Source organism: Candidatus Delongbacteria bacterium (assembly GCA_020634015.1).
Classification (GTDB): domain Bacteria; phylum CAIWAD01; class CAIWAD01; order CAIWAD01; family CAIWAD01; genus JACKCN01.
Map to the genome: position 1 here is coordinate 257073 of JACKCN010000006.1, position 23795 is coordinate 280867.

Sequence of the window (23795 nt, forward strand, 5' to 3'; positions counted from 1 at the left end):
CGGCTTCCGGACGCGGCCAGGCTTGCCGCGTGGCCGGATCCGGATGTGGCGGTCAGGAACCGAATTCTTTCTCGAAAGCCTTGTAGTCGCTGATCACCAGGTCGCCGCTGGCCTTGCGCAGCCAGCCTTCTTCCTCGAGCCGGGCCAGAATGCGTGACATGGTTTCACGGCTGGTGCCCGCCATGTTGGCCAGGTCCCGCTGGAGCGGCAGTTCGTGGATCACGCGGGAATCGCCCTCGCTGCGCCCCAGGTCGCGGGCCAGGCTGCGAATGGTATTGATCACGCGACCACGGGCATCCAGTGTGCTCAGCGAGACGATCTGCATGTCGGTCTTGCGCAGGCGTGAGGCCATCAGCTTGAGCAGACTGATCGCGATGCTGGGGTGGGTGTGCATCATCTCAAGGAACTCCTTGCGACGGATGCAGAGCAGTTCCACCTCGTCCAGGGAGGTCACGGTGGCGCTGCGCGGCCCCAGATCGATCACGGCCACCTCGCCGAAGAAGTCGGTGGGCCCCAGAATGGCCAGGATCACTTCTTCGCCCACGGGGTTGATGCGCGAAATCTTGACCCGACCACGGCGGATGATGAACAGCGTGTGTCCTTCATCCTCCTCGAAGATGATCAGGTTGTTCTTGAGATACTTCTTCTCGGAGATGGCGTTGGACACGCTGAGCAGGTCATTGTCGGCCAGATCCTCGAACAGCAGCACGCTGCGCAGGAACAATGGATTGATCATTCTTGGCCTCCCTGTGTTCGCGGCTCGCCCGATTCGTCCACGACGCTCGCGCCGAGGGTCTCGATGAGTGCCCGGATCTCCCCGGGAATCTCGAACTGCCCGGTGTCCAGACTGGCCAGATGGCGGGCCAGCACAGTGGAACGCTGGGCCCATCCCAGTCGGCGGTTGATGATGAACAGCTCCTCCCCCTGGGACACACAGTGCCCCGAGCGGAAACTGCCGTTCTCGATGCGGATATGCAGGCCCAGTGAGTCGGCCAGCTCGGACAATTGCTGGTACTCGAGGCGCGCCCGTTCGTCGGCGCTGTTGGCCGAAGATTTCTGCGGGCTTTTCTGCGGTACTTTCCTGGTTCGCATGATCCTGTACAAACAAGCGGGGCGCCGAGCGCGCCGCGATGGGTCAATTGGCTGTCAGGGCCGGAATATAGGGTGTCCGGTGCTGGGTTTCCCGTCAGGAGGTGCCCCCGGGCAGAAAAGCCGCTCCGCATCGGTCAAAGCAGTTCATGCTGTCCGCTGTCCTTGAGGCGGTCGATGACATGGCGCACATCCTGATGGCTTTCGCTGCGGCAGACCAGCAGGGCGTCGGGGGTGTCCACCACGATGGTGTCTTCCATGCCCACCAGGGCCACGACCCGTTCCCCACCATGCACCAGGCAATTGTGGCTGTCGATCAGCAGGCCGTTGCCGCGCACGGCATTGCCATTGCTGTCGCGTTCACTCATGATGAGAATCTCGCGCCAGGTGCCCACATCGCTCCAGGCGAACTCGCCGGGTATCACGAGCACGCGCCCTGTTTCGGCGGAGGCCGGTTCCATCACGGCCACATCCACGGACACACTGCGCAAGCCTTCGTAGACCTGCTGGAGGGCTTCGCGCCCCGCCTTGCCCCGCAGCGGACAGGGCAGGCTGGCCAGCGCGGCGGCCGTCTCGGGCAACCAGCGTTCCAGGGCATCGAGCAGGGTTCTGGCCCCGAAGGCGAACATCCCGCTGTTCCAGAGGTGGTCTCCTCCGGCCAGAAAGCGCAGGGCGGTCTCACGGTCCGGTTTCTCGGTGAAGCGCTTGACCTGGTGCACTCCACCCCCCAGGTCGTCGCCGACGGCGATGTAGCCATAGCCGGTTTCCGGTCCGCTGGGGCGAATGCCGATGGTGACCAGATGCCCGTCGCGGGCGGCCGCCACGGCACGCTTCAGGGTGGCCAGAAATCGTCCCTGGTCCCCGATGAAGTGGTCGGCGGGCAACACCAGCATCACGGCCCGGGAATCGCGGGCCAGCAGTTCGTGAGCCGCCAGCCCCAGACAGGCCGCCGTGTTGCGCCCCATCGGCTCGGCCAGGGTGTTGTGTCTGGGCAGCTCGGGCAGCAGGTGCCGGGCGCGCTTGGCGTGCAGGGCACCCGTGACGAGCCAGACCCGTTCGGCGGGCAACAGGGGCATCAGTCGGTCCACGGTCACTTCCAGCATGCTGCGTGTGCCCAGCAGGGGCAGGAATTGCTTGGGCAGATGGGCGCGCGAGAGCGGCCAGAAACGGGAGCCGATGCCTCCCGCCATGATCACGGCGTGGCAGTGTTCCATTGGGACAGTTCCTCGGGCAATTGCAGTTCAAGACCTTCGCGCGTCCAGCCGGGATAGACCTGCAGGCTGTCCGTCAGAGGCAGCCGTGCTTCGGCGTGGCGGAAGGGTTCCAGTTGGCCGGCCGTCCATTCGCCGTCGCCATTGCGGTCGAAATAGAGCTCGGCGCTCAACCAGCCTGCGGGCAGTTCGGCAAGTTCCAGTGGTGAGACAAGCTCGCGGTCGGACAGCAGGGTCTCTCCCATGCGAAGCTGAATGCGCCAGGGGGTGTTCGCGGGGGGAGCCGGCACGAACAGAAGCTGCAGTGCTCCATGCTCCACGTCCGGGGGCAGCTCGAGTGCGAAGCGAGCCAGACTGGCGGGCCATGTGTCACCGGCCATGCCTTCGAAGATCCCCGGGGAGAGAAACAGTGTATCACCCGCGCGCGCGCGGGGCAGGCCCCAGACCAGTTCCAGCGCGTCCAGGAACTGAGGAACCACGGCTTCGGAGTCGCTGCCCTGTCCGACCCAGGCCGCTGTGCGGGCCTGGGTCTTCAACCCCCGGGGTGGCAACCAGTGCAGGCGACGCTTGCTGTCCAGCCGCACCGGGCGCTCGAAGCCCTGAAAGGGATTCTGGGTGTAGGCCAGACCGCGGAAGCTCACGCTGTCGCTGCCATCCTTGAAGCGCAGCCAGTAGGTCAGGCTGTCCATCTCGCCGCAGACCAGCAGGTAGCGGCCATCCTCCTCCTCGCGCAGGGTCAGCAGGGGAATCTGCCGGCCCAGCGTATCCGCGAGCTCCAGCAGGGACAACTGGGCGGCCCGTCCCGGGCGTCCGGGCAGGTCGAGACGGCCCTCGAGCAGCAGGTGGTGTCGGTCTTCGGGCTGCACGGCGGTCAGCGCCAGGCTGTCCAGCTCGAGCTCGCTGAGATACAGGCTCGGCCGCACGTTGCCGTAGCCTCCGGGAGCGGGATCGGCCGAGGCCAGTGCCGCAGGTTCCGTGGCCGGACTCCAGCGGCCGTCGCCATTGAGATCATTGATCGCGAAGAGCCTGAAGGCCGTCTCCGGCAGGTTGAGCAGGCGGAAGCCGCCCGAACTGTCGGGCCGGGTCTGCCAGGGGGCCGGGGCAAGAGGTCGTACGGGAAAGCTGTCCAGTGGCCAGGCCCAGATCATCACTTTCGCGTTGGGCCGGTAGCCACCGATCCAGCCGGCGAAGGCGAAGGAATCCAGACTGGCGCCCGTGGAAAAGGCGATGCGGTGGGGGCTGGCCAGGCGGTTGCCCGCCAGATCGCGGACTCCAGTGCCCATCTCCAGCAGATAGGTGCGCCCGGAATCCAGGGGCAGTACCGGACGGGCCTTGAGCGTGCGGCCAACCCAGTTCAGTTCCAGTCCGCCCTCGTGACGCGGACTGAGATACAGTTCGCCACTCAGGCTGGCCCTGTTGACCCACTCGTCAAACTCGAAACGGAATTCGGGCCGGGTGTCCAGATTCACGCTGCCCGACGCGGGCCGGGATTCCCTGATCGTGGGTGCTTCCCGATCGGGCGGACCGCCGGGAGGCGCCTCGATGCGGGCACAGGCCATTGCCAGCAGAATCATCAGGCCCCAGATCGTGGCCCGGCGTCCGGCATCAGCTGCTTGCACCCAGCCGCTCCCGGAAATAGGCGATGGTGTGATCCAGCCCCTGCTCCAGCGGCACCACGGGGGCCCAGTCCAGCAGCTTGCGGGCAAGGGTGATGTCCGGCTGGCGCACGCGCGGGTCATCGGCGGGCAGCGGGCGTCGTACCAGCTCCGAGGCGGAACCGGTCTTGGCCAGGACCTGTTCGGCCAGCTGGGCGATGGTGAATTCCACCGGGTTGCCCAGGTTCACCGGACCGATGGCCTCGTCCTGGTCCATCATCCGGATCAGGCCTTCGACCAGATCGCTGACATACTGGAAACTCCGGGTCTGCTGGCCGTCGCCGTAGATCGTGATCGGTTGGCCGCGCAGGGCCTGTACGATGAAGTTGCTGACCACGCGGCCATCGTTGACCGCCATGTGCGGGCCATAGGTATTGAAGATGCGGACGATCCGGATGTCCACACGGTTCTGGCGATGGTAGTCGAAGAACAGGGTTTCGGCCACGCGCTTGCCTTCGTCGTAGCAGCTTCGCAGGCCGATGGGGTTGACATGGCCCCAGTAATTCTCGGGCTGGGGATGCACCTGGGGGTCGCCGTAGACCTCGCTGGTGGACGTGTGCAGGATGCGTGCACCCACGCGTTTGGCCAGGCCCAGCATGTTGATCGCGCCCATCACGCTGGTCTTGACCGTCTTCACGGGGTTCAGCTGGTAGTGCACGGGCGACGCGGGGCAGGCCAGATTGTAGATCCGGTCGACTTCCAGCAGGATCGGCTGGGTCAGGTCATGCCGGATCAGCTCGAATCGATGGTGATCCAGCAGGGGATCGATGTTGATCTTGCTGCCGGTGAAGAAGTTGTCCAGACAGATCACATCGTGCCCGTCGGCGATCAGCCGGGTACAGAGATGACTGCCGATGAATCCGGCTCCGCCGGTCACGAGAATGCGCATGCCCGTTTTCCTTCCCTGCCGCACCGGTCACTTGACCTGGGGGCGTCCAATGCTGTAATAGGTGAACCCCAGCTCCTGCATGCTGTCGGGGCGCCAGATGTTGCGCCCATCGAAGACCACGGGCTGGCTCAGGCTTTCGCGGATCCGGGCAAAATCGGGAGTGCGGAAATCAGCCCACTCGGTGGCCACGATCAGGGCGTCGGCACCGGCGAGGGCTTCGTAATTGGAGCTGCAGAATTCCACCCGGTCGCCCAGGATCTGGCGCGCGTTGTCCATGGCTTCGGGATCGAAACAGCGGAAGCGGGCACCGTGTGCCATGAGTCCATTGATGATCTCGAGCGCCGGGGCTTCGCGCATGTCGTCGGTCCGGGGTTTGAATGCCAGCCCCCAGAGGGCGAAGCAGAGACCGTCGAGGCGGTCGTTGAAGTGCTTGCGGATCACATCCACCAGCAGAGTCTTCTGCAGTGCGTTGACGGACTCGACCGCCTTGAGGATCTGGAAGTCGTAGTCGTAACTGTCGGCCGTGTGGATGATGGCCTTGACGTCCTTGGGGAAACAGCTTCCGCCGTATCCCACGCCCGGAAAGAGGAACTGGCCGCCGATGCGGGAGTCGCTGCCGATGCCGCGCCGGACTTCGTCCACATTGGCGCCCACCCGGTCACAGATCCGGGCGATCTCATTCATGAAGGAGATCTTGGTGGCCAGCAGGGAATTGGCAGCGTACTTGGTGAGTTCGGCGCTCTTGACGCTCATGGTGAGCACCGGGTGTCCCGTGCGCACGAATGGGGCATAGAGCGTGTTCATCACGGTGCGGGCACGCTCACTGTCGGCGCCGATGACCACACGGTCGGGCTTGAGGAAGTCGCCCAGGGCAGCCCCTTCCTTGAGGAACTCGGGGTTGCTCACCACGTCGAAGGGCTGGCTGGTGTTCTCGCGGATCACGGCGGCCACCTTCTCGGCCGTGCCCACCGGGACGGTGGACTTGTCCACGACCAGCGTGTAGTGGGTCATGGCGCGAGCGATCTCGCCGGCTGCGTCCAGCACGTGCTTGAGGTCGGCACTGCCATCCTCGTCGGGCGGGGTGCCCACAGCGATGAAGACCACTTCCGATTTGGCCACGGCACTGGCCGTATCGGTGCTGAAGCTCATCCGGCCATTGGCCACGACTCGCTCGAGCATCTCCTTCAGGCCGGGTTCGTAGATCGGAAGGCGGCCTTCGTTGAGGCCCTGGATCTTCTTCGCGTCCACGTCCACACAGATCACGTCATTGCCCACTTCGGCAAAACACACGCCAGCCACCAGGCCGACATATCCCGTTCCGACGACGGTCAGCTTCATTGCAGAACTCCTGGAAGGGCACTCCCATGTGCGTCCGCGCGTGCGCCGAGCATGGGTGTGAGACATTCATGAACCGGATGCGATGGCTTCCGGAAAACCCGCGCTGAACTTAGCGAAAGCCCGCAGATGTGCCAATTGACGCGCCTTGCCCACTGCCTGTCGCCGGCCCCGGGATGGGGTGGTTCCACCACCGACACGTGGCGCAGGCAAAAAAAATGGACGGCCCGGGGACCGTCCATGGGAATGGCGGAATCGATGCGCGTCAGGGGGTCTGCTGGGCTGCGGCATCCGGCAGCTCGCGCGTCGTGGAAACGGGCTGCAGGTCGTTCAGGTCCTGGGCCCGGCGCGTGGTGTCGGTGCTCACCGAATCGCGCGCGCTTTCGAAATCGCGGGAGGCCAGCACACCGGTCTCGGGTTGGGCCGGGTTGGCGGGCGCTTCGGCAATGCCGCTGGGGGCCGGTGTGCCCACCTGGGCGGAATTCCAGCTGCCCACCATGGCGAAGAGCATGACCGCGGCGGCACCACTGACCACCAGCAGGGCACCACGGCGCCAGAATGAACTGGGCGGCGTGACGACCTGACCTGCGGGCGCGGCCCCGGAGCTCTCCTCCGCAGCGATCACCGTCTGCAGGCGTGCCTTGAGGCGGGCTTCGAAACCTGCGGGAGCCGAATCGCCTCCGCTGCGCAGGCTGCTGCGGATGGCCACAGCCTCGCGATGTTCGGCCGCACAGAGAGGGTCCTGCAGCAGGCTTTCCATGCGGGTGTGGTGTTCGAAGCCGGAGCCTTCGGCAAGCCAGTCCCACAGGTGTTCGGAAAAGAATTGGTGATCGTTCATTTGCTAGTCCCCGACATAATCCCTGAGCATTTCCTTCAATCGTCCGCGGGCCCGATTGACACGGCTTTTGACCGTGCCCAACGGCACACCGAGCACTTGAACAATCTCCTCATATGAAAGTTCCTCGATTTCGCGCAGGATGATCACTTCGCGAAATTCGTCGGGCAGGTTGGCCATGGCTTCGCGCACAGCTTCAACGGTCATCTTGCCCGCCACCTCCTCGTCCACGGGACGCTTGCGGTCGGGCAGTTCGCGGGGCTTGTCCTCATCCCGGTCATTTTCCAGATCGGTCAGGGGCATCCGGTTCTGCTTGCGCATGTGCGAGCGAACCAGATTGGCCGCGATGGTGTAGATCCAGGTGGAAAAACGCGCGATGGTGCGATAACTCATGCGATGCACGTAGAGCCGCATGAAGGTTTCCTGCAGCAGGTCCTCGGCGGTCTGTCCGTTGCGCACCATGCGCATGATGAACGCATAGAGCCGGTCCTTGAACCGGGCCACCAGGACGTCGTAACACTCCATGTCTCCGGCCTGCAGCCGCAGCATGACCTCTTCGTCGCTGAGTTCCTTCATAGCCTGCATAGTTCCACAATCAGCTGGTTCAAACGGATTGAATTGGGAAGTGCGCTGCCACCCTTGAGGTCCCCGTCCGCATCACGCAGCAGACGGCAGGCCGCTGCCAGCGAGGAGGCGCTCCAGTGACGCAACTGCTGGAGATTCCGGTTGGCCACCCATGAATTGCGCTGTTCCAGCACGCGGGCCACGGCGGCCGCATCGTGGCCCGAGTCCCGCAGGGAGGCCGTGACCCACAACCGGCCAAAACTCTTGCTCAGGGCCGGCAGCAGGGTGTATTCATTCTGCGCCAAGGTAAGCAGTTCCTTGAGGATTGCACAGCAGCGCGCCGCATTGCGTTCGAGCACCGCATCGGTCAGCGAGAACAGGCTGACTTCCCGGGGAGTTCCCAGCACGGTGGCCAGCAGGTCCGCATCGATGACCGTGCGATTCTCCGCGGCCGAGAGCAGGGCCAGCTTCTCCAGCTCCTGACTGACGGTGCGCAGGCTGGCCCCCACCAGATGTTCGGCCAGTGCGGCCGCCTGGGCCTGTGGCAGTTCCAGGCCCTGGGCCTGGCAGGCCTCCTGCATCCAGCCGGGCAGGATCGACCCATCCAGCAGCGGGAACTCGACCACCCGGGCCACCTTGCGCAGCTCCTTCCAGACGGACTTGCGCCCGTCGACGCTGCCGGCGGTCAGCACCAGGATCGTGCTGGGCGAGGGATTCTTGATGTAGGTGCGCAGGTCGTCCAGCAGGGCGGCGCTTGCCCGCTCCATGCCGCGCACGATCACCAGCCGCCGGGGACTCATCATGGGAAAGGAGGCGGCGAGCCGGAACAGGTGTTCGCCCGATACCTCGTCGGCCTGGAACACATCGCGGTTGAAGTCGGCCAGCGCGGGGTCCACGACCCCATCATGGAACACGGCAAGGGCCTGCTCCAGCAGCAGATCCTCCTCGCCCACCAGGAGCTGGAGCGGGGCCAGCGGTTCCGCCAGCAGTCGGGCTGGGTCGGTCACCGGCCCGTTTCCACGGCACGACGAGTGGCTTCGGTGAGGAACTGGGCCATGAGTGCGCGGGAGGCGGGTTCGCCCGGCAGGCGCTCGGGGTGCCACTGGACACCCAGCATCCATTGGTCTGGGTCTTCGCCCACCAGAGCCTCGATGATTCCCGAGGCATCGGCCGCACGAGCGATCACCCGTTGGCCGCGCCCGAGACGTTTCACGGCCTGGTGGTGGGTGCTGTTGACTCCGAAGCGCAGTGGCAGATCACTGAAACACGCCGGTTGCGGACCGTCGAGCAGCACCTCGTGAACCAGCGCGGAATGTGCATCCGGGCGGCTGTGGCCCTCGATGCCCGGCTCGGTGGGCAGGTCCTGCCAGAGCTCGCCGCCTGCGCTGACGGCAATCTGCTGCATGCCGCGGCAGACCCCCAGCACGGGGACGCGCCGCTGAAGTGCCGCCTGCAACAGCGCGTGTTCGTAGTGGGTCCGGCGCTGCTCATCGCCCACCTCCAGCACCACTGGACCCGGGTTGTCCGGATCGAATCCGGGGTCCAGATCGGGACCGCCGCTCAGCAACAGGCCGTCGAGCCGGTCGATCAACTGCCCGATGCGGGCGTCTCCGGCGAAGGGCAGGGCAACGGGGATACCTCCACCGCCAGCCACCCAGGCGGCATAGGCCGCGGATTGCAGCTCCAGCACGGACGAGTTGTAGAAGCCGCGCTCGTGGTTGCTGTCCAGCAGCATGCTGATGCCGATCAGGGGAGCGTTCACAGGGCCCTCAGCACGAGGCTGGTGGCACCCACCAGCAGACAGTAGACGGCGAACCAGCTGAGGCTGCGCTTGCGCACCGCCACCAGCAGCCACTGCAGGGCGAAATACCCCACAATTGCCGCACTGGCGAAACCGGCCAGCAATTCGATCGTGGAATAGGCGGGCGGCAGCGCATTCGGCTCGAGGGAATCCTTGAGTTGCAGCAGGGCTGCCCCGGCAACCGCGGGCACCGACATCAGAAATGAGAATCGTGCCGCTTCTTCCGGCTGGATTCTGAGCAGCAGCCCGGTCACGATGGTGGATCCGGAGCGGCTGATGCCGGGCAGGATCGCCATCGACTGGGCCAGCCCCAGCGTGACCGCTCGTTTCCAGCCGATGTCCTCGGCGTGCACCTCGCCACGGCGGGCCCGGTCACCGATCAGCAGAATCAGGCCGGTGACCATCAGCAGGGCCGAGACGGTGGCGGGATGGGCGAAGACCGATTCAAAAAAGTCCTTGAGACTCAAACCGATGAGAGCGGTGGGAATGCTGGCGGCCACCAGCAGGCCCAGCAAGCGCCGGTACTCGGGATCCCCGCGCCCGGGCACCAGTGCCAGAGCCAGTCGCAGCACATCCTGACGGTAGGCGAAGACAATGGCGAGCAGGGTTCCCAGGTGCAGAATGATTTCCAGCCGGATATCCGTGCCACCTTCGATGCCCAGCAGTTCCTGCCCCAGCACCAGGTGTCCCGAGCTGGAAATGGGCAGAAACTCGGTGAGTCCCTGAACCAGCCCGAGAATGATCGTTTCCAGCATTCAGCGTCCTCCCCAGGGGGTGAATCGTGACCCATCCCAGATCAGTGTGCGCAGGCCCTGGTTGACCCTCTGCTCCAGACGGAAGTCACCCCCGTAGGCGGAGGGAAGATCCAGGTGTTCCAGAGCCTCGCGGAAGGAGCGCCCCTCCTCGGCCGCGGCCTGCCCGGCCAGCAGCAACAGGCGTGCGCATTCGAACCCCACGGTTTCGTTGCGACTGGCTTCACGGCCTTCCTTGACCCGGACCTGATTCATGAAGGGGCCACTTCCGTCGAGACCCGCCGCGGGCAGCCAGTCGCTGACCACCAGCAGATGATCACGAAACACCGAGAGGCGCTGGGGATTCTCGCCTTCCAGGAATGTGGCATCGCCGAGCATCCAGCCATCGGGATTGGCGGCTGCCAACTGGGGAATCAGGACATCGGCGTCTTCGGGCAGGGGAAGCACCAGCAGTCCATCATTGAAATCGAAGGCGTCGGCGTAGATGCACAGGTTCTCCATCTGGCGCCGGGCATCCTTGGTGCCGGGCAGGTACCACTGGGGCGGTCCCAGTTCCATGCCGCGGGACAGGGCGGCCTCCTCGAGACGATCCTGGAGCTGGTTGCCCGCACGGTTCGCCGGTATCAGGCTGATCAGGTTGTGCAGATCGAGGGTGTGTTCGGCCAGATCAAGCAACTCGTCCAGCTTGTGTGCGGCCGGCGTGTTGAACTGGTAGAAACTGGAATCGGCCTGGCTGAGCCCATTGCCCGAGTACCAGGGAAAGATCACCGGAAAGGGCGCTCCGAAGGCTGCGGCGGCCGCATAGCCCGGTTCGCCGGGAACGATCACCGCATCCAGCTCTTCGCCGCTGAGGGCGCTCAGTTGCTGGTGCGCCAGCAGAGGGTCGGACTCACAGTCGCGCAGCACCAGTTCCCAGTCGCCATCGGCGTGTGCGGCGAAGGCCGCCTCCAGACCCGCGAGCAGTTCGCGGCCCATGCGCCCATCGTGACCGCGCAATGGCAGAACCGCCGCGATCCGGTGATGCAGACTGGGCAGAAGCTCGAGGCCCGGAAGACGCGCGAGGCGCTCTTCGCCCAGCCAGAGCGCCAGCTCGCGGCGCTGGGGGGCGTTGAGACCATCGTGACACACGCGAGTCGTGAATGACTGGACTCTGGGCAGGAGTGGCGAGTCGCTGGCCAGGCCCAGCCAGAGAGTACAGCCCGAGCGGGCCGCCTGCAGGCTGCTGCCGCGCCGGGCCAGGCTGCGTACCTGCAGCCAATCGGCGTAGGACACACGCTCGGCACCCGGGGCACTGCCCTTGAAGGTCGACAGGGCCGCGTCAAAGGCGGCCACCTGACCACTCTCCTCCAGGCGCCAGAGATCCAGCAGCTTCCAGTCGGCCATGCGGGACGGGTCCTTGCTCTGGTTCTCGGCCAGCCCCTGCTGGATCAGCGGAGCCAGGCTGGCCGGATCGGCACCGGCGAGCGCCTGCTCAAGCACCTGGCGGGGCGAGGATTGTGTCGCCGCCTGGGCATTGAGACCGAGGGCCAGCAGGATCGGGAACGTCGAACGGAACACACGCATGGACTGACTTTACTCCACCGTCACACTTTTGGCAAGGTTGCGCGGCTGGTCCACATCGCAGCCGCGCTGGACGGCCACGTAGTAGGACAACAACTGCAAGGGAATCGAGGCCAGAATGGGCATCACGATCGGGTGGCACTCGGGAATCAGGATCACGTCATCGGCCAGATCCTTGAGCTTGCGATCGGCCTGGGTGGCGATCACGATGGTCTTGCCCTGGCGCGCACGCACTTCCTGGAGATTGGAGATCACCTTCTCGTAGTTGTCGTCGGAAGGGGCCACCACGATCACCGGCATGTTCTCGTCGATCAGCGCGATCGGCCCGTGTTTCATCTCGGCGGCCGGATATCCTTCCGCGTGGATGTAGCTGATTTCCTTCAGCTTGAGCGCGCCTTCGAGGGCCACCGGGAAGGCCAGCCCGCGCCCCAGATAGAGCGCATTGTGATGCGGGGCCAGCCGGGTGGCGATCTTCTCGATGTGGGGCGCGTCCTTGAGGATCTGTTCGACCTTGGCGGGCAGGGCCTTCAGCTCGTCGACCAGGCTCTTGCCCACGGCAAAGCCCATGTTGCGGATGCGCGCCAGGTTGATGGTGAGCAGGGTCAGCACCACCAGCTGGCTGGTGAAGGCCTTGGTGCTGGCCACGCCGATCTCGGGGCCGGCATGGATGTAGATTCCGCCGTGGGATTCCCGCGCGATGGCGCTGCCGGGTCGGTTGCAGATGCCCAGCACGAGCGCGCCCTTGCGCTTGGCTTCCTTCATGGCGGCCAGGGTGTCGGCGGTTTCGCCGGACTGGCTGATCGCGATCACGGCCGTGTTCTCGTCGACCACCGGGTTGCGGTAGCGGAACTCGCTGGCGTACTCGACTTCCACAGGGATGCGCAGGTACTCCTCGAGCATGTACTCGCCCACCAGGGCGGCGTGCCAGGAGGTTCCGCAGGCGGTCAGCACCAGACGGTTGCATTCGAGCAGGCGGTCGATCACGCCATCCAGGCCGCCCAGCTTGGTGGTGCCTTCCTCGGGCAGCAGCCGGCCGGCGAAACTGTCGGAGATGGTGCGGGGCTGCTCGAAGATTTCCTTGAGCATGAAGTGGGGAAAGTCGCCCTTGTCAATGCGCTCGACTTCATCCATCAGCTCGGTGACCATGGGCTGGAACTGCCCGGCGCCGATGGTCGAAAAGCGGACCTCGTCGGGCTCGATCACGGCCATTTCGCCGTCTTCCAGGATCACCACGTTCTGGGTGTAGCCGATCAGCGCACTGCGATCCGAGGCCAGGTAGTTTTCCTTTTCACCCAGCCCGATGATCAGCGGCGAGCCCATCTTGGCCACCACAATCCGGCCCGGCTCGTCCTGGTGCACCACGGCAATGCCGTAGGCCCCCGTGACCAGCCCCAGCACTTCGCGCACGGCCATTTCAAGGTCGCCCGTGTAACACTTCTGGATCAGGTGGGCCAGGACTTCGGTATCGGTTTCGCTCTGCATCTTGTAGCCCAGCTGGAGCAGCTCCTGGCGCAGGGTCGAATAGTTCTCGATGATGCCGTTGTGAATCAGCGCCACCTTGCCGTCCTGACTGGTGTGGGGGTGGGCGTTGATCTCGGAGGGCTTGCCATGCGTGGCCCAGCGGGTATGGCCGATGCCCGCATGCTGGGTCAGCTGCGGAGTCAGCTTCTGACGCAGGTTCTCGATTTTCCCCTTGGCCTTCACGACCGTGACTTTGTCATCCAGCAGGGCCAGTCCGGCCGAGTCGTAACCGCGGTACTCCAGACGCTTGAGTCCCTCCATCAGGAAGGGCACTGCATTCCGGAAACCGGTATATCCAACGATTCCGCACATCGCTCATTGCTCCCAGTGTGTGATTGCCGATGGCCCGGATGCCAGCCGGATGCACCCGTTCCCCTTGCTATCGGCGTGCCGGACAAGCGGGTCCAGCAGGGCTATTCCCATTCGATGGTGGCCGGGGGTTTGGACGAGATGTCGTAGACCACCCGGTTGATGCCTCGCACTTCGTTGATGATGCGGCCCGAAATGCGCCCCAGCAGCTCCCATGGCAGGGGCACGAACTCGGCCGTCATCGCGTCCGTCGAATTGACCGCGCGCAGGGCCAGCACATTCTCGTAGGTGCGCTGGTCGCCCATCACGCCCACGCTGTGCACGGGCAGCAGCACGGCCAAAGCCTGCCAGGTGCGGTCGTACCAGCCGGAATCGCGCAGTTCTTCGATGAAGATCCTGTCCGCTTCCTGCAGCACGCGCACCCTTTCGGCACTGATTTCACCCAGAATCCGGATGCCCAGACCGGGACCCGGAAAGGGGTGGCGCCAGAGCATGGCATGGGGCAGTCCCAACCCTTCGCCCACCTGGCGCACCTCGTCCTTGAACAGTTCACGCAGCGGTTCCAGCAGACGGAACTTCATCCGTTCGGGCAGACCGCCCACGTTGTGATGGGTCTTGATGGTCTGGCTGGGGCCGCGGGTCATCACCGACTCGATCACGTCGGGATAGAGCGTGCCCTGGGCCAGGAATTCCACCTGGGGCAGATGGCGCACGGCCTCCTCGAAGACATCGATGAAGGTGCGCCCGATGGCCTTGCGCTTCTGCTCGGGTTCCGAAATGCCCTTGAGCGCCTCCATGAAGCGCTCGCTGGCGTCAATCGCCATCAGGTTGAAGCCCAGATGCTCGCGGAAGGTGCTGACCACCTCTTCGCTCTCGCCCGCGCGCATCAGGCCGTTGTTGACGTACACGCAGTGCAGCCGGTCGCCGATGGCGCGGTGGATCAGGGCGGCCGCCACCGAACTGTCGACTCCGCCGGACAGTCCACAGACCACATGGGCCGTGTCACCCACCAGGGCCCGGATCTCGCGGACCTGCTCCTCGATCACGTGCCCGGCCGTCCAGTCGGCCGTGCAGCCGCAGATGTCGAAGATGAAGTTGCGCAGCAGTTCCCGCCCGTGTACCGTGTGCTGCACTTCCGGATGGAACTGCACGCCCCAGAGCCTCAGGCCCGGATGATGCAGCGCGGCCACCGGGCAGGTATCGGTGCGGGCCAGCACGCTGCATCCTTCGGGCACGCCGGCCAGCTGGTCCCCGTGGCTCATCCAGACCCTGCTCTCGGGAGCGAAACCTTCGAACAGTGGATCGGCCACCACCTTGAGCTGGGCCAGCCCGTACTCGCGGGATTCGCCGGGCAGTACCGTGGCGCCCAGCATGCGTCCGCAGAGCTGGAGGCCGTAACACACTCCCAGAATGGGTACTCCCAGATCCTCGAGCCTGTACTCGGGCTGCGGGGCATCGACGTCGTAGACCGAGCTGGGTCCGCCCGAGAAGATCACGCCCCTGGGGGCCAGTTCCCGGATCTTCTCGATGCTCGTGTTCCACGGCAGGATCAGCGAATTGACCTTGAGCTCGCGAATCTTGCGGGCGATCAGCTGGGTGTACTGGGAGCCGAAATCCAGCACGAGGATCTGCGGATGGGTATTCATGGGGTCAGGTTCCAGCCTTGCAGAGCGCTTGTCCAGTCCGGGGCGGTCAGATCCATCTTCAATGGGGAGATGGTGACCCAGCCCGTGTGTACCTGGAAATCGTCGTGTTCCGGTTCGGGGTCGTGATAGTCCTTGCTGCCGTCCACCCAGTACCAGACGCCGCCATCGGGGGAGGGGCGTCGGGTGAAGCTTTCCGAGAAGCGCGCCACGCCCATGCGCGAGACCTTCCAGCCCTTGATCTGGCTGGCCGGCAGGCGCGGAATGTTCACGTTCAGCAGAATCTCCGCCGGCAAGGGCAGCTCGGCGCGTTTCTCCACGATCTGCAGAGCGATCTCCGCCGCATCGTCGAAGAGGAACTCCTTGCTGGCATCCATGGACAAAGCGATCGCCGGAATGCCGGCGAAGGTGCCTTCCGTCGCGGCAGCGACGGTTCCCGAATAGAACACGTTCTGCCCGGTGTTGAGCCCATTGTTGATGCCCGAGACCACCAGATCGGGCGGATGGTCCTTGCAGAGGACCTGCAGCCCGAACTTGGCCGCGTCCGCTGGATAGCCGCCCAGACCATGGAACACGGCATCGCCGATGAGGTGCTTTTCCAGCTTCAGGGGCTGATGCAGGGTCAGGCAATTGCTCTTGGCCGAGCACTCGGTCGCTGGTGCGCAGACGATGACCGTGTGACGTTCGGCCAGCACGCGATGCAGGGCCCGCAGGCCCGGGGCCAGCACGCCGTCGTCGTTGCAGAGCAGGATTCTCATGCGGGCCTGCCCGGGACCTTTCCGGCCAGCAGGATCCGGAAGAGATTTTCGATGGTGTCCTTCAGCTCCACACGGGGCACGATGCGATCGACGAACCCGTGCTCCAGCAGGAACTCGCTGCGCTGGAAGCCGGGAGGCAGGTCTTCTCCAATGGTCTGCTTGATCACGCGGGGCCCGGCGAAGCAGATCAGCGCTCCCGGCTCGGCCAGGATCACGTCGCCCAGCATGGCGAAGGAAGCGGAGGTACCGCCCGTGGTGGGGTCGGTCAGCAGGCTGATGAAGGGCAGGCCGCGATCGGCCAGCTTCGTGAGCAGGGCGCTGACCTTGGCCATCTGCATCAGGGCCACCGTGCTCTCCTGCATGCGCATGCCGCCGGAGGCTGAGAGCACAAGCAGCGGCAGGTTCTGTTCAAGCGCCACGCGGGCGGCGATGGCGATCTTTTCGCCCACCACGCTGCCCACGCTTCCGCCGAAGTGGAAGAAGTCCATCAGGGCCGCGGCCACGGGCAATTCGTTCATGGTGCCGGTGCCACAGAGCACGGCGTCGTTCATGCCCGTCTTCTGGGTGGCCGCGTCGATGCGTTTGGAATAGGGTTCGGAATCCACGAAGGCGAGGAAATCCTTGCTCTTCAGATTCAGCCCCAGCTCGACGAAGCTGTCCTCGTCAAAGAGGATGTCGCGGTAGGTCGAGCTGTTGATCCGCATATGGTGCCCGCATTCGTGGCAGACATGCAGATTCAGCTCCACTTCCTTGCGGTAGAGGATGGTGTTGCACTGCTTGCATTTCAGCCACAACCCGTCGGGCATGGACTGCTTGCTGGCGGGTGCGGTGATGTTCGGCTGGTCGCGTTTGAACCAACTCATGCGGGGACTCCGAATGGCGCGAAGGAAGCGCTGAACTTACCACAAGGCCCTTTCAACTGAAAGCGCCGGGCCGGTCGAGGGGCAGCACGAAAGCCAGGCCATGCTGGCCGGGTCCATAGTAGTCGGGAAGCTCGCGCAGCCGCACGAAACCTTCGCTGCGGTAGAGCCCCAGCGCGACAGCGTTCTCGCTGCGCACCTCCAGAAACAGGTGACGGGCACCCCGGGCGCGCGCCTGTTCGCAGAAGACGCGCAGCAGACGGCGCCCCAGTCCCTGTCCGCGCTCCTCCGGGTCCACGGCGATGGAATGCAGCTCCGCATCGTCCAGCACGACCCGCCCCAGCGCGAATGCCTGCAGCCCGAATCGCCCCCCGGGCAGGCCCAGGGCCAGCCCCGTGTGCTCGCCCAGTGCGGCGGCCAGGGCTGCCGGAGTCCATGGATCGCTGAAACAGAGGGCTTCCAGACTTTCCAGTACGGGAAGATCGGCGGGGCTCAGCGCTCGCCAGCACATGCGACCTCCCGCTCATGCTCGATGGCACGCCAGACCGTCAGTGCCTGGGCGCAGGCGGCCACATCATGGACCCGGAAGATCTTCACTCCCTGACGCCAGCCGGACAGCAGAGTCGCCAATGTGCCGCCCAGCCGATCCGCGGTGCCAGAGGCATGCAGACCGTTGATGTAGCGCTTGCGCGAGTGGGCCAGCATCAGGTGGCGCCCCGGACAGAGACGGTCCAGGCTGGCCAGCAGGCGCAGGTTGTGTGCGGTGGTCTTGCCGAAACCGATGCCGGGATCCAGCAGGATCTTCTCCTCCGCCAGTCCCAGGGATTCCAGTCGGGCACTGCGCGCGGCCAGAAAATCCCGGACCTGGGCGACCACATCCGTGTACTCGGGGGCCGCCTGCATGGTGCGTGGCTCGCCCAGGCGGTGCATCAGGACCGTGGCACACCCGCGGGCAACGAGCAGGGGCCAGAGCGCCTCGTCATCGCGGCCGGCACTGGTATCGTTGATCAGCGCGGCTCCCGCATCAAGAGCCTCCGCGGCCAGTCTCGCACGGCGAGTATCCACGCTCAGCCAGCAATCGGGATCATGGCGTTGCAGAATCTCGAGCGCGGGCAGGACCCGTGCGCGCTCCTCTTCCGTACTCACGGCCAGCGAACCGGGGCGCGTCGATTCTCCCCCCAGATCCAGCACTTCGGCACCTTCGGCCAGCAGTTGGCGGGCCTTTTCCAGCACCAGCTCGGGGCGGACACCATGGTCGCCCCAGAGCTCACCCCCGTCGCTGAAGGAATCGGGGGTCAGATTGAGAATTCCCACCAGCAAGGGCTCAGGCTGAGTCAGCCGCTGGACCAGTCGTGATACGCTTCTCACGGCTGCAGCTCGGGGAACAGTTCCGCCAGTTGGCGCCGGCTGCGGTCGAGCTCTTCGGGACTGCCGCCCAGCTTCATGCGCTGGCGGAAGAACCAGATCGCGCGGTCCCGGTTCCCCAGCTGTTTCCAGCTCATGCCCAGCAGATGCAGGGCTTCCGGCGGGCAGCCCAGAGCCACGGCGTGTTCGAGGCAGTCCACGGCCAGCGAATCGCTGCCGGTCATGTAATACATCTGTCCCAGGTTCCACCAGGGGCGATAATCCGCATCCAGCAGGTCGAGCGCGGCCCGGTAGTGACGTTCCGCCTGGCCATATGCCATGCGAACCCGTTCCACATTTCCGGCCAGAATCAGCAGTTCGGGGTCGTTTCTGTACAGCACGAGTGCGGCGCTCGTGAACTGATGGGCTTCGTTCAGTCGACGCAGATCCACCAGGCGCGGGACCTCCTCGAACAGGGCCGGGCGATAGCCGGGTTGCAGCTCCAGTGCATGGGCCCGGGCCTGGCCGCTCTGCTCCATGCCGAAATGCGCCAGTCCCTGGCGGTCCAGGTGGGACACGATCCACCAGGCGCGCGGATTGCCCGGTTCCAGCGCCAGACTGTTGTCCACTGCCTGGATCACGCGGTCCCATTGCCCTTCCCAGGCGAACCAGGTCGCGGCCATCAGGAAGAGCTCCGCGCTGGTCTGCGTCGAATCGTCCAGCCCGGCATTCAGACTGGCCACGATCCGCGCGGCATTTTCCTTGCGGGCATAGGCCAGCAGTTGGTCGGCGGCTCGCAATTCATCCTCGGGCTGGCGGAAGCGGGCGGGCAGACTGGAAAAGTACAGGGCGCTGTCGTGGACCGCGGTGAACAGCGGCAGAGATTCGGGCAGCAGTGTCCGTTGCGGTGACACTGCGGACGCCAGGCCCATCCGGTCGGCGCAGAAGTCGGAGTATGTCCGCTGCAGGGAGGCCAGTGCGGTTGAATCCAGACGGGAAGGCAGGTCCACGGTCACCCGGGCTTCGAGACCCGTCACACGCCACCGGCGGCGCCAGTGTTCCAGTACCAGCTCTCCGTCACGGGCTGAGCCGCAGATCAGGTCGCTGGCCTTGAGGGTGGCCAGGATCGAGTCCGGAGCGGCCAGGGCCGAGGCGCGCGGACCCTCGAGCCCATGGCGCAGACTGACCAGCGAACCGCCTTGCCGGAGCAGGTCCGCCTCCTGGATTGCGGCCAGTCCTTCGCCCACCCCCGCGGGCAGGTTTTCAAGTGGCCAGAGTGCGAACCGGGTATCCGGAACCCGCGCGGTGACACGCTGGCGCAGCAGAACGAACAGGGTCAGCAAGACGACCAGCCCCGCCAGCGCGATGGCCCCGGGCCTGCGTTCTCTGTAGACGCCCGTGCCCGGCAGCACCCTGAGGGAGATCCAGAGCCAGAGGGCACACAGCCCCAGCAAGGGCCAGAGCCCGCCGGGCACGTCTCCGGCCAGCAGGTTGATCAGACGCTGGATCGGGATCATCGCTTCAGCTCCAGCCTGAGACTTCGCAGCCCCGCCCAGGAGGTGGCCTTCTCGCTGCCCCGCAACTCGATGCGGTTGCTGCCTTCGCGCAGATAGTTGCTCACCGGCCAGCTTCGAGGGCGCCCTTCGCTTTCAAGGGTTACTTCGCTGGCCAGCAGGACTCCGTTGAAGAGCACGGTCAGTGTGGCGAAGTCCTTGATGGACATGGGGAAGTTGTCACCGGTGTCCAGTGCCGTGAGTTCCAGTCGGGCCGGCATGCCCGTGTGGACGCCGGAGGGTAGCTGCACCTCGAATACCGCTTGCTGGCAGCCCCAGGGGCGACGATCATTGCGGGCCCGGCCGAACCGCAGCAATTCGCCGCGCGTCTCCGGACCGTCGCCCGCGCTGACCCGGAACCCACTCTCCTCGAACCAGACACCGCGCTCCAGGAGCCGGATCGCACCCATGCCCGCCTCGGGCTGGCGGCCCGCTTGCCAGCTCCATCCCTGTTCGGGCAGATAGCGCGCCAGGACCTCGCTTCCGGCGGCCGGACCCAGATCGCGGCTGGACGGTTCAAGGTAACCGGATACGCGCGCGAAGCGTACCTGCTGTGGCAACAGTGTGCGCGGCAGCAGTGCTTCGCCGCTCCCGATCACCCGGTCTCCGAGGAGAATGTCCCCGGCCACGGGCTCGGTGTGCACCAGAACGAATTGGTTGCGTTCGGGAAGATCCAGCAGGAGTTCGCCCGATTCGGGTGCCAGTCGCAAAAGCGTGTCCAGCAGGCTGGTCTGGGCCAGGTCCACCTGAAGATGCACTTGGCTGGCCCGTGGCAGACTGAGATGCCCCAGTGCATCGGGACTTGCCGATTGGCCGTTCAGACGGCAGCGATAGCGCTCGTCCCAATGCCGGAGCCGCAGGGAGGTCGCCTGAATCTCGCGCTCCGGCTGGTAGACCGGCACGATGTCGCGCAGCGGGGTGGCGAAGGGCAGGTACACCCGGTCCTGCGGAGGGACCACACGTTCGGGTTCGGCCTGCCGGACCGCGGGTTGCGGGTCGGGATCCGGGAGTTCCGGCGCCGGGGGGCGAGGACTGAGCAGGAAGGTCAACCGGCGGTTGTGCTCATTCAGGGTATCGCTGATCACGGCCCAGACCAGAGGTCGGCTGAGGAATCCATCGCTCTGGACCTGGACCCCGTGCAACCTGCCCGGTCCCAGCGGCAGGCGTGCCGGAGTCTTCAGGCCTGTGCTTTCCAGATCCAGCAGGATGTCGGCACCCGGTGGATCGCTTTCGACCTGGACCCACGCATCCATGGGCACGGGCCGCAACCAGAACCAGCCGATTGCGGCCAGAATGGCCAGCACCAGCAAGACCAGCAGACGCCGGGGCCAGGGCCGTTCGGGTGGGTCTTCCTGCAGAAAACCTTCCCCTGCGATGTAGATGGGAGAACGGAATTCGGTCATGCTGACAGGGCCCTGATCACGGGAACTGGCTCCTGGAGCACTTTCAAGGGGTATCCGCCCCGACGTTGGGCAAGGGCTCCAGTTCGAAGCTGAGAATCTGGCGTGGTCCGCGGGTCAGTTCCAGGTGCAGCAATCCACTGCGACTGACGTAGCCTTCCTGGCGAACTTCCAGAAAGTGTTCGCCGGCGGGCAGCTCGAGCCGGGCGTCCGTGGTGCTGCCGGAGTTCTGTCCATCGACCCAGATCTCCGCACCCTGGACATTGCAGACCACGTCCAGCAGGTAGTAATCCGGCTGGACGTAGGACCAGCCCAGCCAGACCAGCAGCCCCAGCAGAACCACACCCAGGCTCCAGCTCCAGATCACGCGCAGGCGTCCCCCGGGAATGTCCTCCACGTGCTCCTCGTAATCGAAGTACCCTTCGCGGCTGAGGATCTGCTTGCGTGTCAACCACTCCCGGTCACCGTTCTCATTCACGTATTCAATGTGATCACGGCTGTTCTCGTAAAGACGCTTCTTCTCCTCCGCAAGAATCTGCTGGCGCAGGCGCTGTTCATCCAGACGCTGCTGCTGCTGCTGTTTCTCGTTTTCAAGCAGCGCGCGCCTGCGTTCGTCCTCTTCAAGCTCCCGGCGGATTTCCCTCCGGATGCGCTCCTCTTCCGGGGTGCTCATGCCTCGGGCGATTCCTGGCTGATTGCGGGGACGGACCCGGAGGTCGAAGACGGCGTTTCCGAGTTGCCGTTGCCATCGCCATGGGTCGGGGCCTTTTTCAGGGGCGGCAGTTCGTCGCCCCGGATCAGCACATCCAGTTCGTCTCCATCGATCAGTTCGCGCACCAGCAGTGCCTCGGCGATGCGGTGCAGGGACTCCAGATTCTGCTCGAGCAGCTTCTGGGTGTCCTGGCGCGCGGCCAGCAGAATCTTGTCGATCTCGGCGTCGATGCGTTCGGCCGTGGATTCGGAAAAATCGCGGTGCTGGCTGATCTCGCGACCCAGAAAGATTTCTTCCTGCTTCTTGCCGTAGTTGCGCAGACCCATCGTGGGGCTCATGCCCACGTCACAGACCATGGCCTGGGCAATCTCGGTGGCGCGCTGGATGTCGCTGGCGGCTCCCGTGGTGACTTCATTGAAGATCAGTTCTTCGGCGATGCGCCCGGCAAAGAGCACGCGCAGCCGGGCCAGCAGTTTGCTGCGTGTTTCGTGCAGATCGTCCTCGGGCAGGCTCCAGGTCAGGCCCAAGGCGCGTCCACGGGGGATGATGGTCACCTTGTGCACGGGGTCGGCAAACTCGAGAATCTTGCCCAGCAGCGCATGACCGGCCTCATGGTAGGCCGTGATCCGCTTGTCCAGATCGCTCAGCAGCAGGCTCTTGCGGGCCGTGCCCATCACCACCTTGTCGCGGGCTTCCTCGAAACAGGCGCTGTCCACGTTCTGCTTGCCGTGACGCGCGGCCAGCAGGGCCGCTTCGTTCACCAGGTTGGCCAGTTCGGCTCCGGCCAGGCCGGGAGTGCCACGCGCGATGGTCTTGAGGTCCACATCGTCGTTCAGCGGCACGTTGCGCGAATGGACCTTGAGAATGCCTTCGCGTCCGCGCACGTCCGGGCGGTCGACCACGATCTGACGATCGAAACGACCGGGACGCAGCAGGGCCGGATCGAGCACATCGGGTCGGTTGGTGGCGGCGATCAGGATCACGCCCTCATTGGATTCGAAGCCGTCCATCTCGACCAGCAACTGGTTCAGCGTCTGCTCGCGCTCGTCGTGTCCGCCACCGAGCCCGGCACCGCGCTGGCGCCCCACCGCATCGATCTCGTCGATGAAGATGATGCAGGGCGCGCTCTTCTTGCCCTGCTCGAAGAGGTCACGCACGCGACTGGCGCCCACGCCCACGAACATTTCCACGAAGTCGGCACCGCTCATGCTGAAGAAAGGCACTCCGGCCTCACCGGCCACGGCCCGGGCCAGCAGGGTCTTGCCCGTGCCCGGAGGGCCCAGCATCAGCGCACCTTTGGGAATCTTGCCGCCCAGCCGACTGAATTTCTTGGGGTCCCGCAGGAATTCGATGACCTCTTCCAGCTCCTCCTTGGCCTCGTCGGCACCGGCCACATCGGCGAAGGTGATCTTGATCGAGTTCTCGGCCAGCATCTTGGCGCGGCTCTTGCCGAAGGAGAAGACTCCCTTCTGGCCGCCGCCCTGCATGCGCCGCATGATGTAGATCCAGACGGCGAAGAGCACGATCCAGGGCAGGATCGTGGTGGCCGCGTAGGCGATCCAGTTGCTGTCCTGTTTCTCGAAGGAGTATGGAATGCCCTGGGCGTCCCAGGCCGCCATCTCATCCTTGATCTCGGGCGGCATGTTCACGGTGAACCGGGTGTAGGTGGTGCTGCCCACCGCGGTTTCGTGGATTCCGGGGCTCAGCAGTTCGCCGTGAAGCACGGGAGTGAGATTGTCTGACACCACTTCCAGCTTCGAGATCAGGCGCTCTTCGCCCGTGACCAGCTGCCGGTATTCGGTGTAGGTCAGCCGTTCTTCAACATCGCGCGTATCGAAGGCGCGGGTCAGGAAGAACATGATCAGGATGATCAGCAGCCAGAAGGTGATGGTCCCCCCTGTGCGCCGCCAGTTGCTGCCTCCCTCGGCTGTCTTGCGGGGAGGGGTGGTCTTGTTGCGACCGGGTATGGTGCTCATGGACGCTCAGGTCTTTCTGTCTCGAGCT

The 23795-nt window shown here is 65.0% G+C and carries 21 protein-coding genes; all 21 read right to left on the reverse strand.

Going from position 1 to position 23795, the window contains the following annotated elements; all coding sequences use genetic code 11:
• Positions 1-52: 52 nt before the first annotated feature.
• The 21 genes from H6678_12635 to H6678_12735 all read right to left on the reverse strand — a co-directional run bounded on the left by H6678_12635 (position 53) and on the right by H6678_12735 (position 23650).
• Positions 53-736 carry a Crp/Fnr family transcriptional regulator gene (locus H6678_12635; protein MCB9474644.1) on the reverse strand — a complete coding sequence of 228 codons (684 nt, stop codon included), beginning with the start codon at positions 734-736 and terminating at the stop codon, positions 53-55.
• Positions 733-1092 (reverse strand): hypothetical protein, encoded by a 360-nt coding sequence (locus tag H6678_12640; GenBank protein ID MCB9474645.1) that lies wholly within the window; start codon positions 1090-1092, stop codon positions 733-735. Before H6678_12640 ends, H6678_12635 begins: the two co-directional genes overlap by 4 nt.
• Before the next feature lie 134 nt (positions 1093-1226).
• On the reverse strand, positions 1227-2303 hold the full coding sequence (locus H6678_12645) for an NTP transferase domain-containing protein (protein MCB9474646.1): 1077 nt from the start codon (positions 2301-2303) through the stop codon (positions 1227-1229).
• The gene (locus H6678_12650; protein MCB9474647.1) at positions 2282-3919 is read right to left on the reverse strand and encodes an Ig-like domain-containing protein; all 1638 of its coding nucleotides are present in this window, start codon (positions 3917-3919) and stop codon (positions 2282-2284) included. Before H6678_12650 ends, H6678_12645 begins: the two co-directional genes overlap by 22 nt.
• Positions 3906-4844: an SDR family oxidoreductase gene (locus tag H6678_12655; GenBank protein ID MCB9474648.1), complete on the reverse strand. Its 939-nt coding sequence runs from the start codon at positions 4842-4844 to the stop codon at positions 3906-3908. The genes H6678_12650 and H6678_12655 overlap by 14 nt, the downstream gene beginning before the upstream one ends.
• Positions 4845-4871: 27 nt before the next feature.
• Positions 4872-6182 carry a UDP-glucose/GDP-mannose dehydrogenase family protein gene (locus tag H6678_12660; GenBank protein ID MCB9474649.1) on the reverse strand — a complete coding sequence of 437 codons (1311 nt, stop codon included), beginning with the start codon at positions 6180-6182 and terminating at the stop codon, positions 4872-4874.
• Positions 6183-6444: 262 nt separating this feature from the next.
• Positions 6445-7017 (reverse strand): hypothetical protein, encoded by a 573-nt coding sequence (locus H6678_12665; protein ID MCB9474650.1) that lies wholly within the window; start codon positions 7015-7017, stop codon positions 6445-6447.
• Positions 7018-7020: 3 nt separating this feature from the next.
• A complete protein-coding gene (locus H6678_12670; protein ID MCB9474651.1) occupies positions 7021-7590 on the reverse strand; it encodes a sigma-70 family RNA polymerase sigma factor in 570 nt (189 codons plus the stop codon).
• Positions 7587-8585 (reverse strand): DNA polymerase III subunit delta, encoded by a 999-nt coding sequence (holA, locus tag H6678_12675; GenBank protein ID MCB9474652.1) that lies wholly within the window; start codon positions 8583-8585, stop codon positions 7587-7589. The genes H6678_12670 and holA overlap by 4 nt, the downstream gene beginning before the upstream one ends.
• The gene (locus tag H6678_12680) at positions 8582-9340 is read right to left on the reverse strand and encodes a gamma-glutamyl-gamma-aminobutyrate hydrolase family protein (protein MCB9474653.1); all 759 of its coding nucleotides are present in this window, start codon (positions 9338-9340) and stop codon (positions 8582-8584) included. The genes holA and H6678_12680 overlap by 4 nt, the downstream gene beginning before the upstream one ends.
• On the reverse strand, positions 9337-10134 hold the full coding sequence (locus H6678_12685) for an undecaprenyl-diphosphate phosphatase (GenBank protein MCB9474654.1): 798 nt from the start codon (positions 10132-10134) through the stop codon (positions 9337-9339). Before H6678_12685 ends, H6678_12680 begins: the two co-directional genes overlap by 4 nt.
• Complete coding sequence (locus tag H6678_12690; protein ID MCB9474655.1) at positions 10135-11694, reverse strand: ABC transporter substrate-binding protein; 1560 nt, start codon at positions 11692-11694, stop codon at positions 10135-10137.
• Between the two features lie 9 nt (positions 11695-11703).
• Entirely contained in the window at positions 11704-13524 is a 1821-nt protein-coding gene (glmS, locus tag H6678_12695; GenBank protein ID MCB9474656.1) for a glutamine--fructose-6-phosphate transaminase (isomerizing), read from the reverse strand.
• Positions 13525-13625: 101 nt separating this feature from the next.
• Positions 13626-15167 (reverse strand): glutamine-hydrolyzing GMP synthase, encoded by a 1542-nt coding sequence (gene guaA / locus H6678_12700; GenBank protein MCB9474657.1) that lies wholly within the window; start codon positions 15165-15167, stop codon positions 13626-13628.
• Entirely contained in the window at positions 15164-15922 is a 759-nt protein-coding gene (gene surE, locus H6678_12705) for a 5'/3'-nucleotidase SurE (protein ID MCB9474658.1), read from the reverse strand. Before surE ends, guaA begins: the two co-directional genes overlap by 4 nt.
• Positions 15919-16785: an acetyl-CoA carboxylase carboxyltransferase subunit beta gene (locus H6678_12710; GenBank protein ID MCB9474659.1), complete on the reverse strand. Its 867-nt coding sequence runs from the start codon at positions 16783-16785 to the stop codon at positions 15919-15921. The genes surE and H6678_12710 overlap by 4 nt, the downstream gene beginning before the upstream one ends.
• A gap of 52 nt (positions 16786-16837) precedes the next feature.
• Positions 16838-17293 (reverse strand): ribosomal protein S18-alanine N-acetyltransferase, encoded by a 456-nt coding sequence (gene rimI / locus H6678_12715; GenBank protein ID MCB9474660.1) that lies wholly within the window; start codon positions 17291-17293, stop codon positions 16838-16840.
• On the reverse strand, positions 17275-18777 hold the full coding sequence (gene folP, locus H6678_12720; GenBank protein ID MCB9474661.1) for a dihydropteroate synthase: 1503 nt from the start codon (positions 18775-18777) through the stop codon (positions 17275-17277). Before folP ends, rimI begins: the two co-directional genes overlap by 19 nt.
• Before the next feature lie 862 nt (positions 18778-19639).
• Positions 19640-21082 carry a PEGA domain-containing protein gene (locus H6678_12725; protein MCB9474662.1) on the reverse strand — a complete coding sequence of 481 codons (1443 nt, stop codon included), beginning with the start codon at positions 21080-21082 and terminating at the stop codon, positions 19640-19642.
• A gap of 43 nt (positions 21083-21125) precedes the next feature.
• A complete protein-coding gene (locus tag H6678_12730) occupies positions 21126-21752 on the reverse strand; it encodes a PEGA domain-containing protein (protein MCB9474663.1) in 627 nt (208 codons plus the stop codon).
• Complete coding sequence (locus H6678_12735) at positions 21749-23650, reverse strand: ATP-dependent zinc metalloprotease FtsH (protein ID MCB9474664.1); 1902 nt, start codon at positions 23648-23650, stop codon at positions 21749-21751. Before H6678_12735 ends, H6678_12730 begins: the two co-directional genes overlap by 4 nt.
• Between the last annotated feature and the right edge of the window lie 145 nt (positions 23651-23795).

Excerpts from the sequence above, each read along its gene's own strand:
- H6678_12655 (MCB9474648.1), bottom strand. The coding sequence starts at position 4,844 with ATGCGCATTCTCGTGACCGGCGGAGCCGGATTCATCGGCAGTCATCTC.
- H6678_12710 (MCB9474659.1), bottom strand. The coding sequence starts at position 16,785 with ATGAGTTGGTTCAAACGCGACCAGCCGAACATCACCGCACCCGCCAGC.
- H6678_12725 (MCB9474662.1), bottom strand. The coding sequence starts at position 21,082 with ATGACCGAATTCCGTTCTCCCATCTACATCGCAGGGGAAGGTTTTCTG.
- H6678_12645 (MCB9474646.1), bottom strand. The coding sequence starts at position 2,303 with ATGGAACACTGCCACGCCGTGATCATGGCGGGAGGCATCGGCTCCCGT.
- rimI (MCB9474660.1), bottom strand. The coding sequence starts at position 17,293 with ATGTGCTGGCGAGCGCTGAGCCCCGCCGATCTTCCCGTACTGGAAAGT.
- H6678_12735 (MCB9474664.1), bottom strand. The coding sequence starts at position 23,650 with ATGTTCTTCCTGACCCGCGCCTTCGATACGCGCGATGTTGAAGAACGG.
- H6678_12730 (MCB9474663.1), bottom strand. The coding sequence starts at position 21,752 with ATGAGCACCCCGGAAGAGGAGCGCATCCGGAGGGAAATCCGCCGGGAG.
- H6678_12685 (MCB9474654.1), bottom strand. The coding sequence starts at position 10,134 with ATGCTGGAAACGATCATTCTCGGGCTGGTTCAGGGACTCACCGAGTTT.
- H6678_12635 (MCB9474644.1), bottom strand. The coding sequence starts at position 736 with ATGATCAATCCATTGTTCCTGCGCAGCGTGCTGCTGTTCGAGGATCTG.
- folP (MCB9474661.1), bottom strand. The coding sequence starts at position 18,777 with ATGGGACCGCGTGATCCAGGCAGTGGACAACAGTCTGGCGCTGGAACC.
- surE (MCB9474658.1), bottom strand. The coding sequence starts at position 15,922 with ATGAGAATCCTGCTCTGCAACGACGACGGCGTGCTGGCCCCGGGCCTG.
- glmS (MCB9474656.1), bottom strand. The coding sequence starts at position 13,524 with ATGTGCGGAATCGTTGGATATACCGGTTTCCGGAATGCAGTGCCCTTC.
- H6678_12640 (MCB9474645.1), bottom strand. The coding sequence starts at position 1,092 with ATGCGAACCAGGAAAGTACCGCAGAAAAGCCCGCAGAAATCTTCGGCC.
- H6678_12690 (MCB9474655.1), bottom strand. The coding sequence starts at position 11,694 with ATGCGTGTGTTCCGTTCGACGTTCCCGATCCTGCTGGCCCTCGGTCTC.
- H6678_12670 (MCB9474651.1), bottom strand. The coding sequence starts at position 7,590 with ATGAAGGAACTCAGCGACGAAGAGGTCATGCTGCGGCTGCAGGCCGGA.
- H6678_12665 (MCB9474650.1), bottom strand. The coding sequence starts at position 7,017 with ATGAACGATCACCAATTCTTTTCCGAACACCTGTGGGACTGGCTTGCC.
- H6678_12660 (MCB9474649.1), bottom strand. The coding sequence starts at position 6,182 with ATGAAGCTGACCGTCGTCGGAACGGGATATGTCGGCCTGGTGGCTGGC.
- guaA (MCB9474657.1), bottom strand. The coding sequence starts at position 15,167 with ATGAATACCCATCCGCAGATCCTCGTGCTGGATTTCGGCTCCCAGTAC.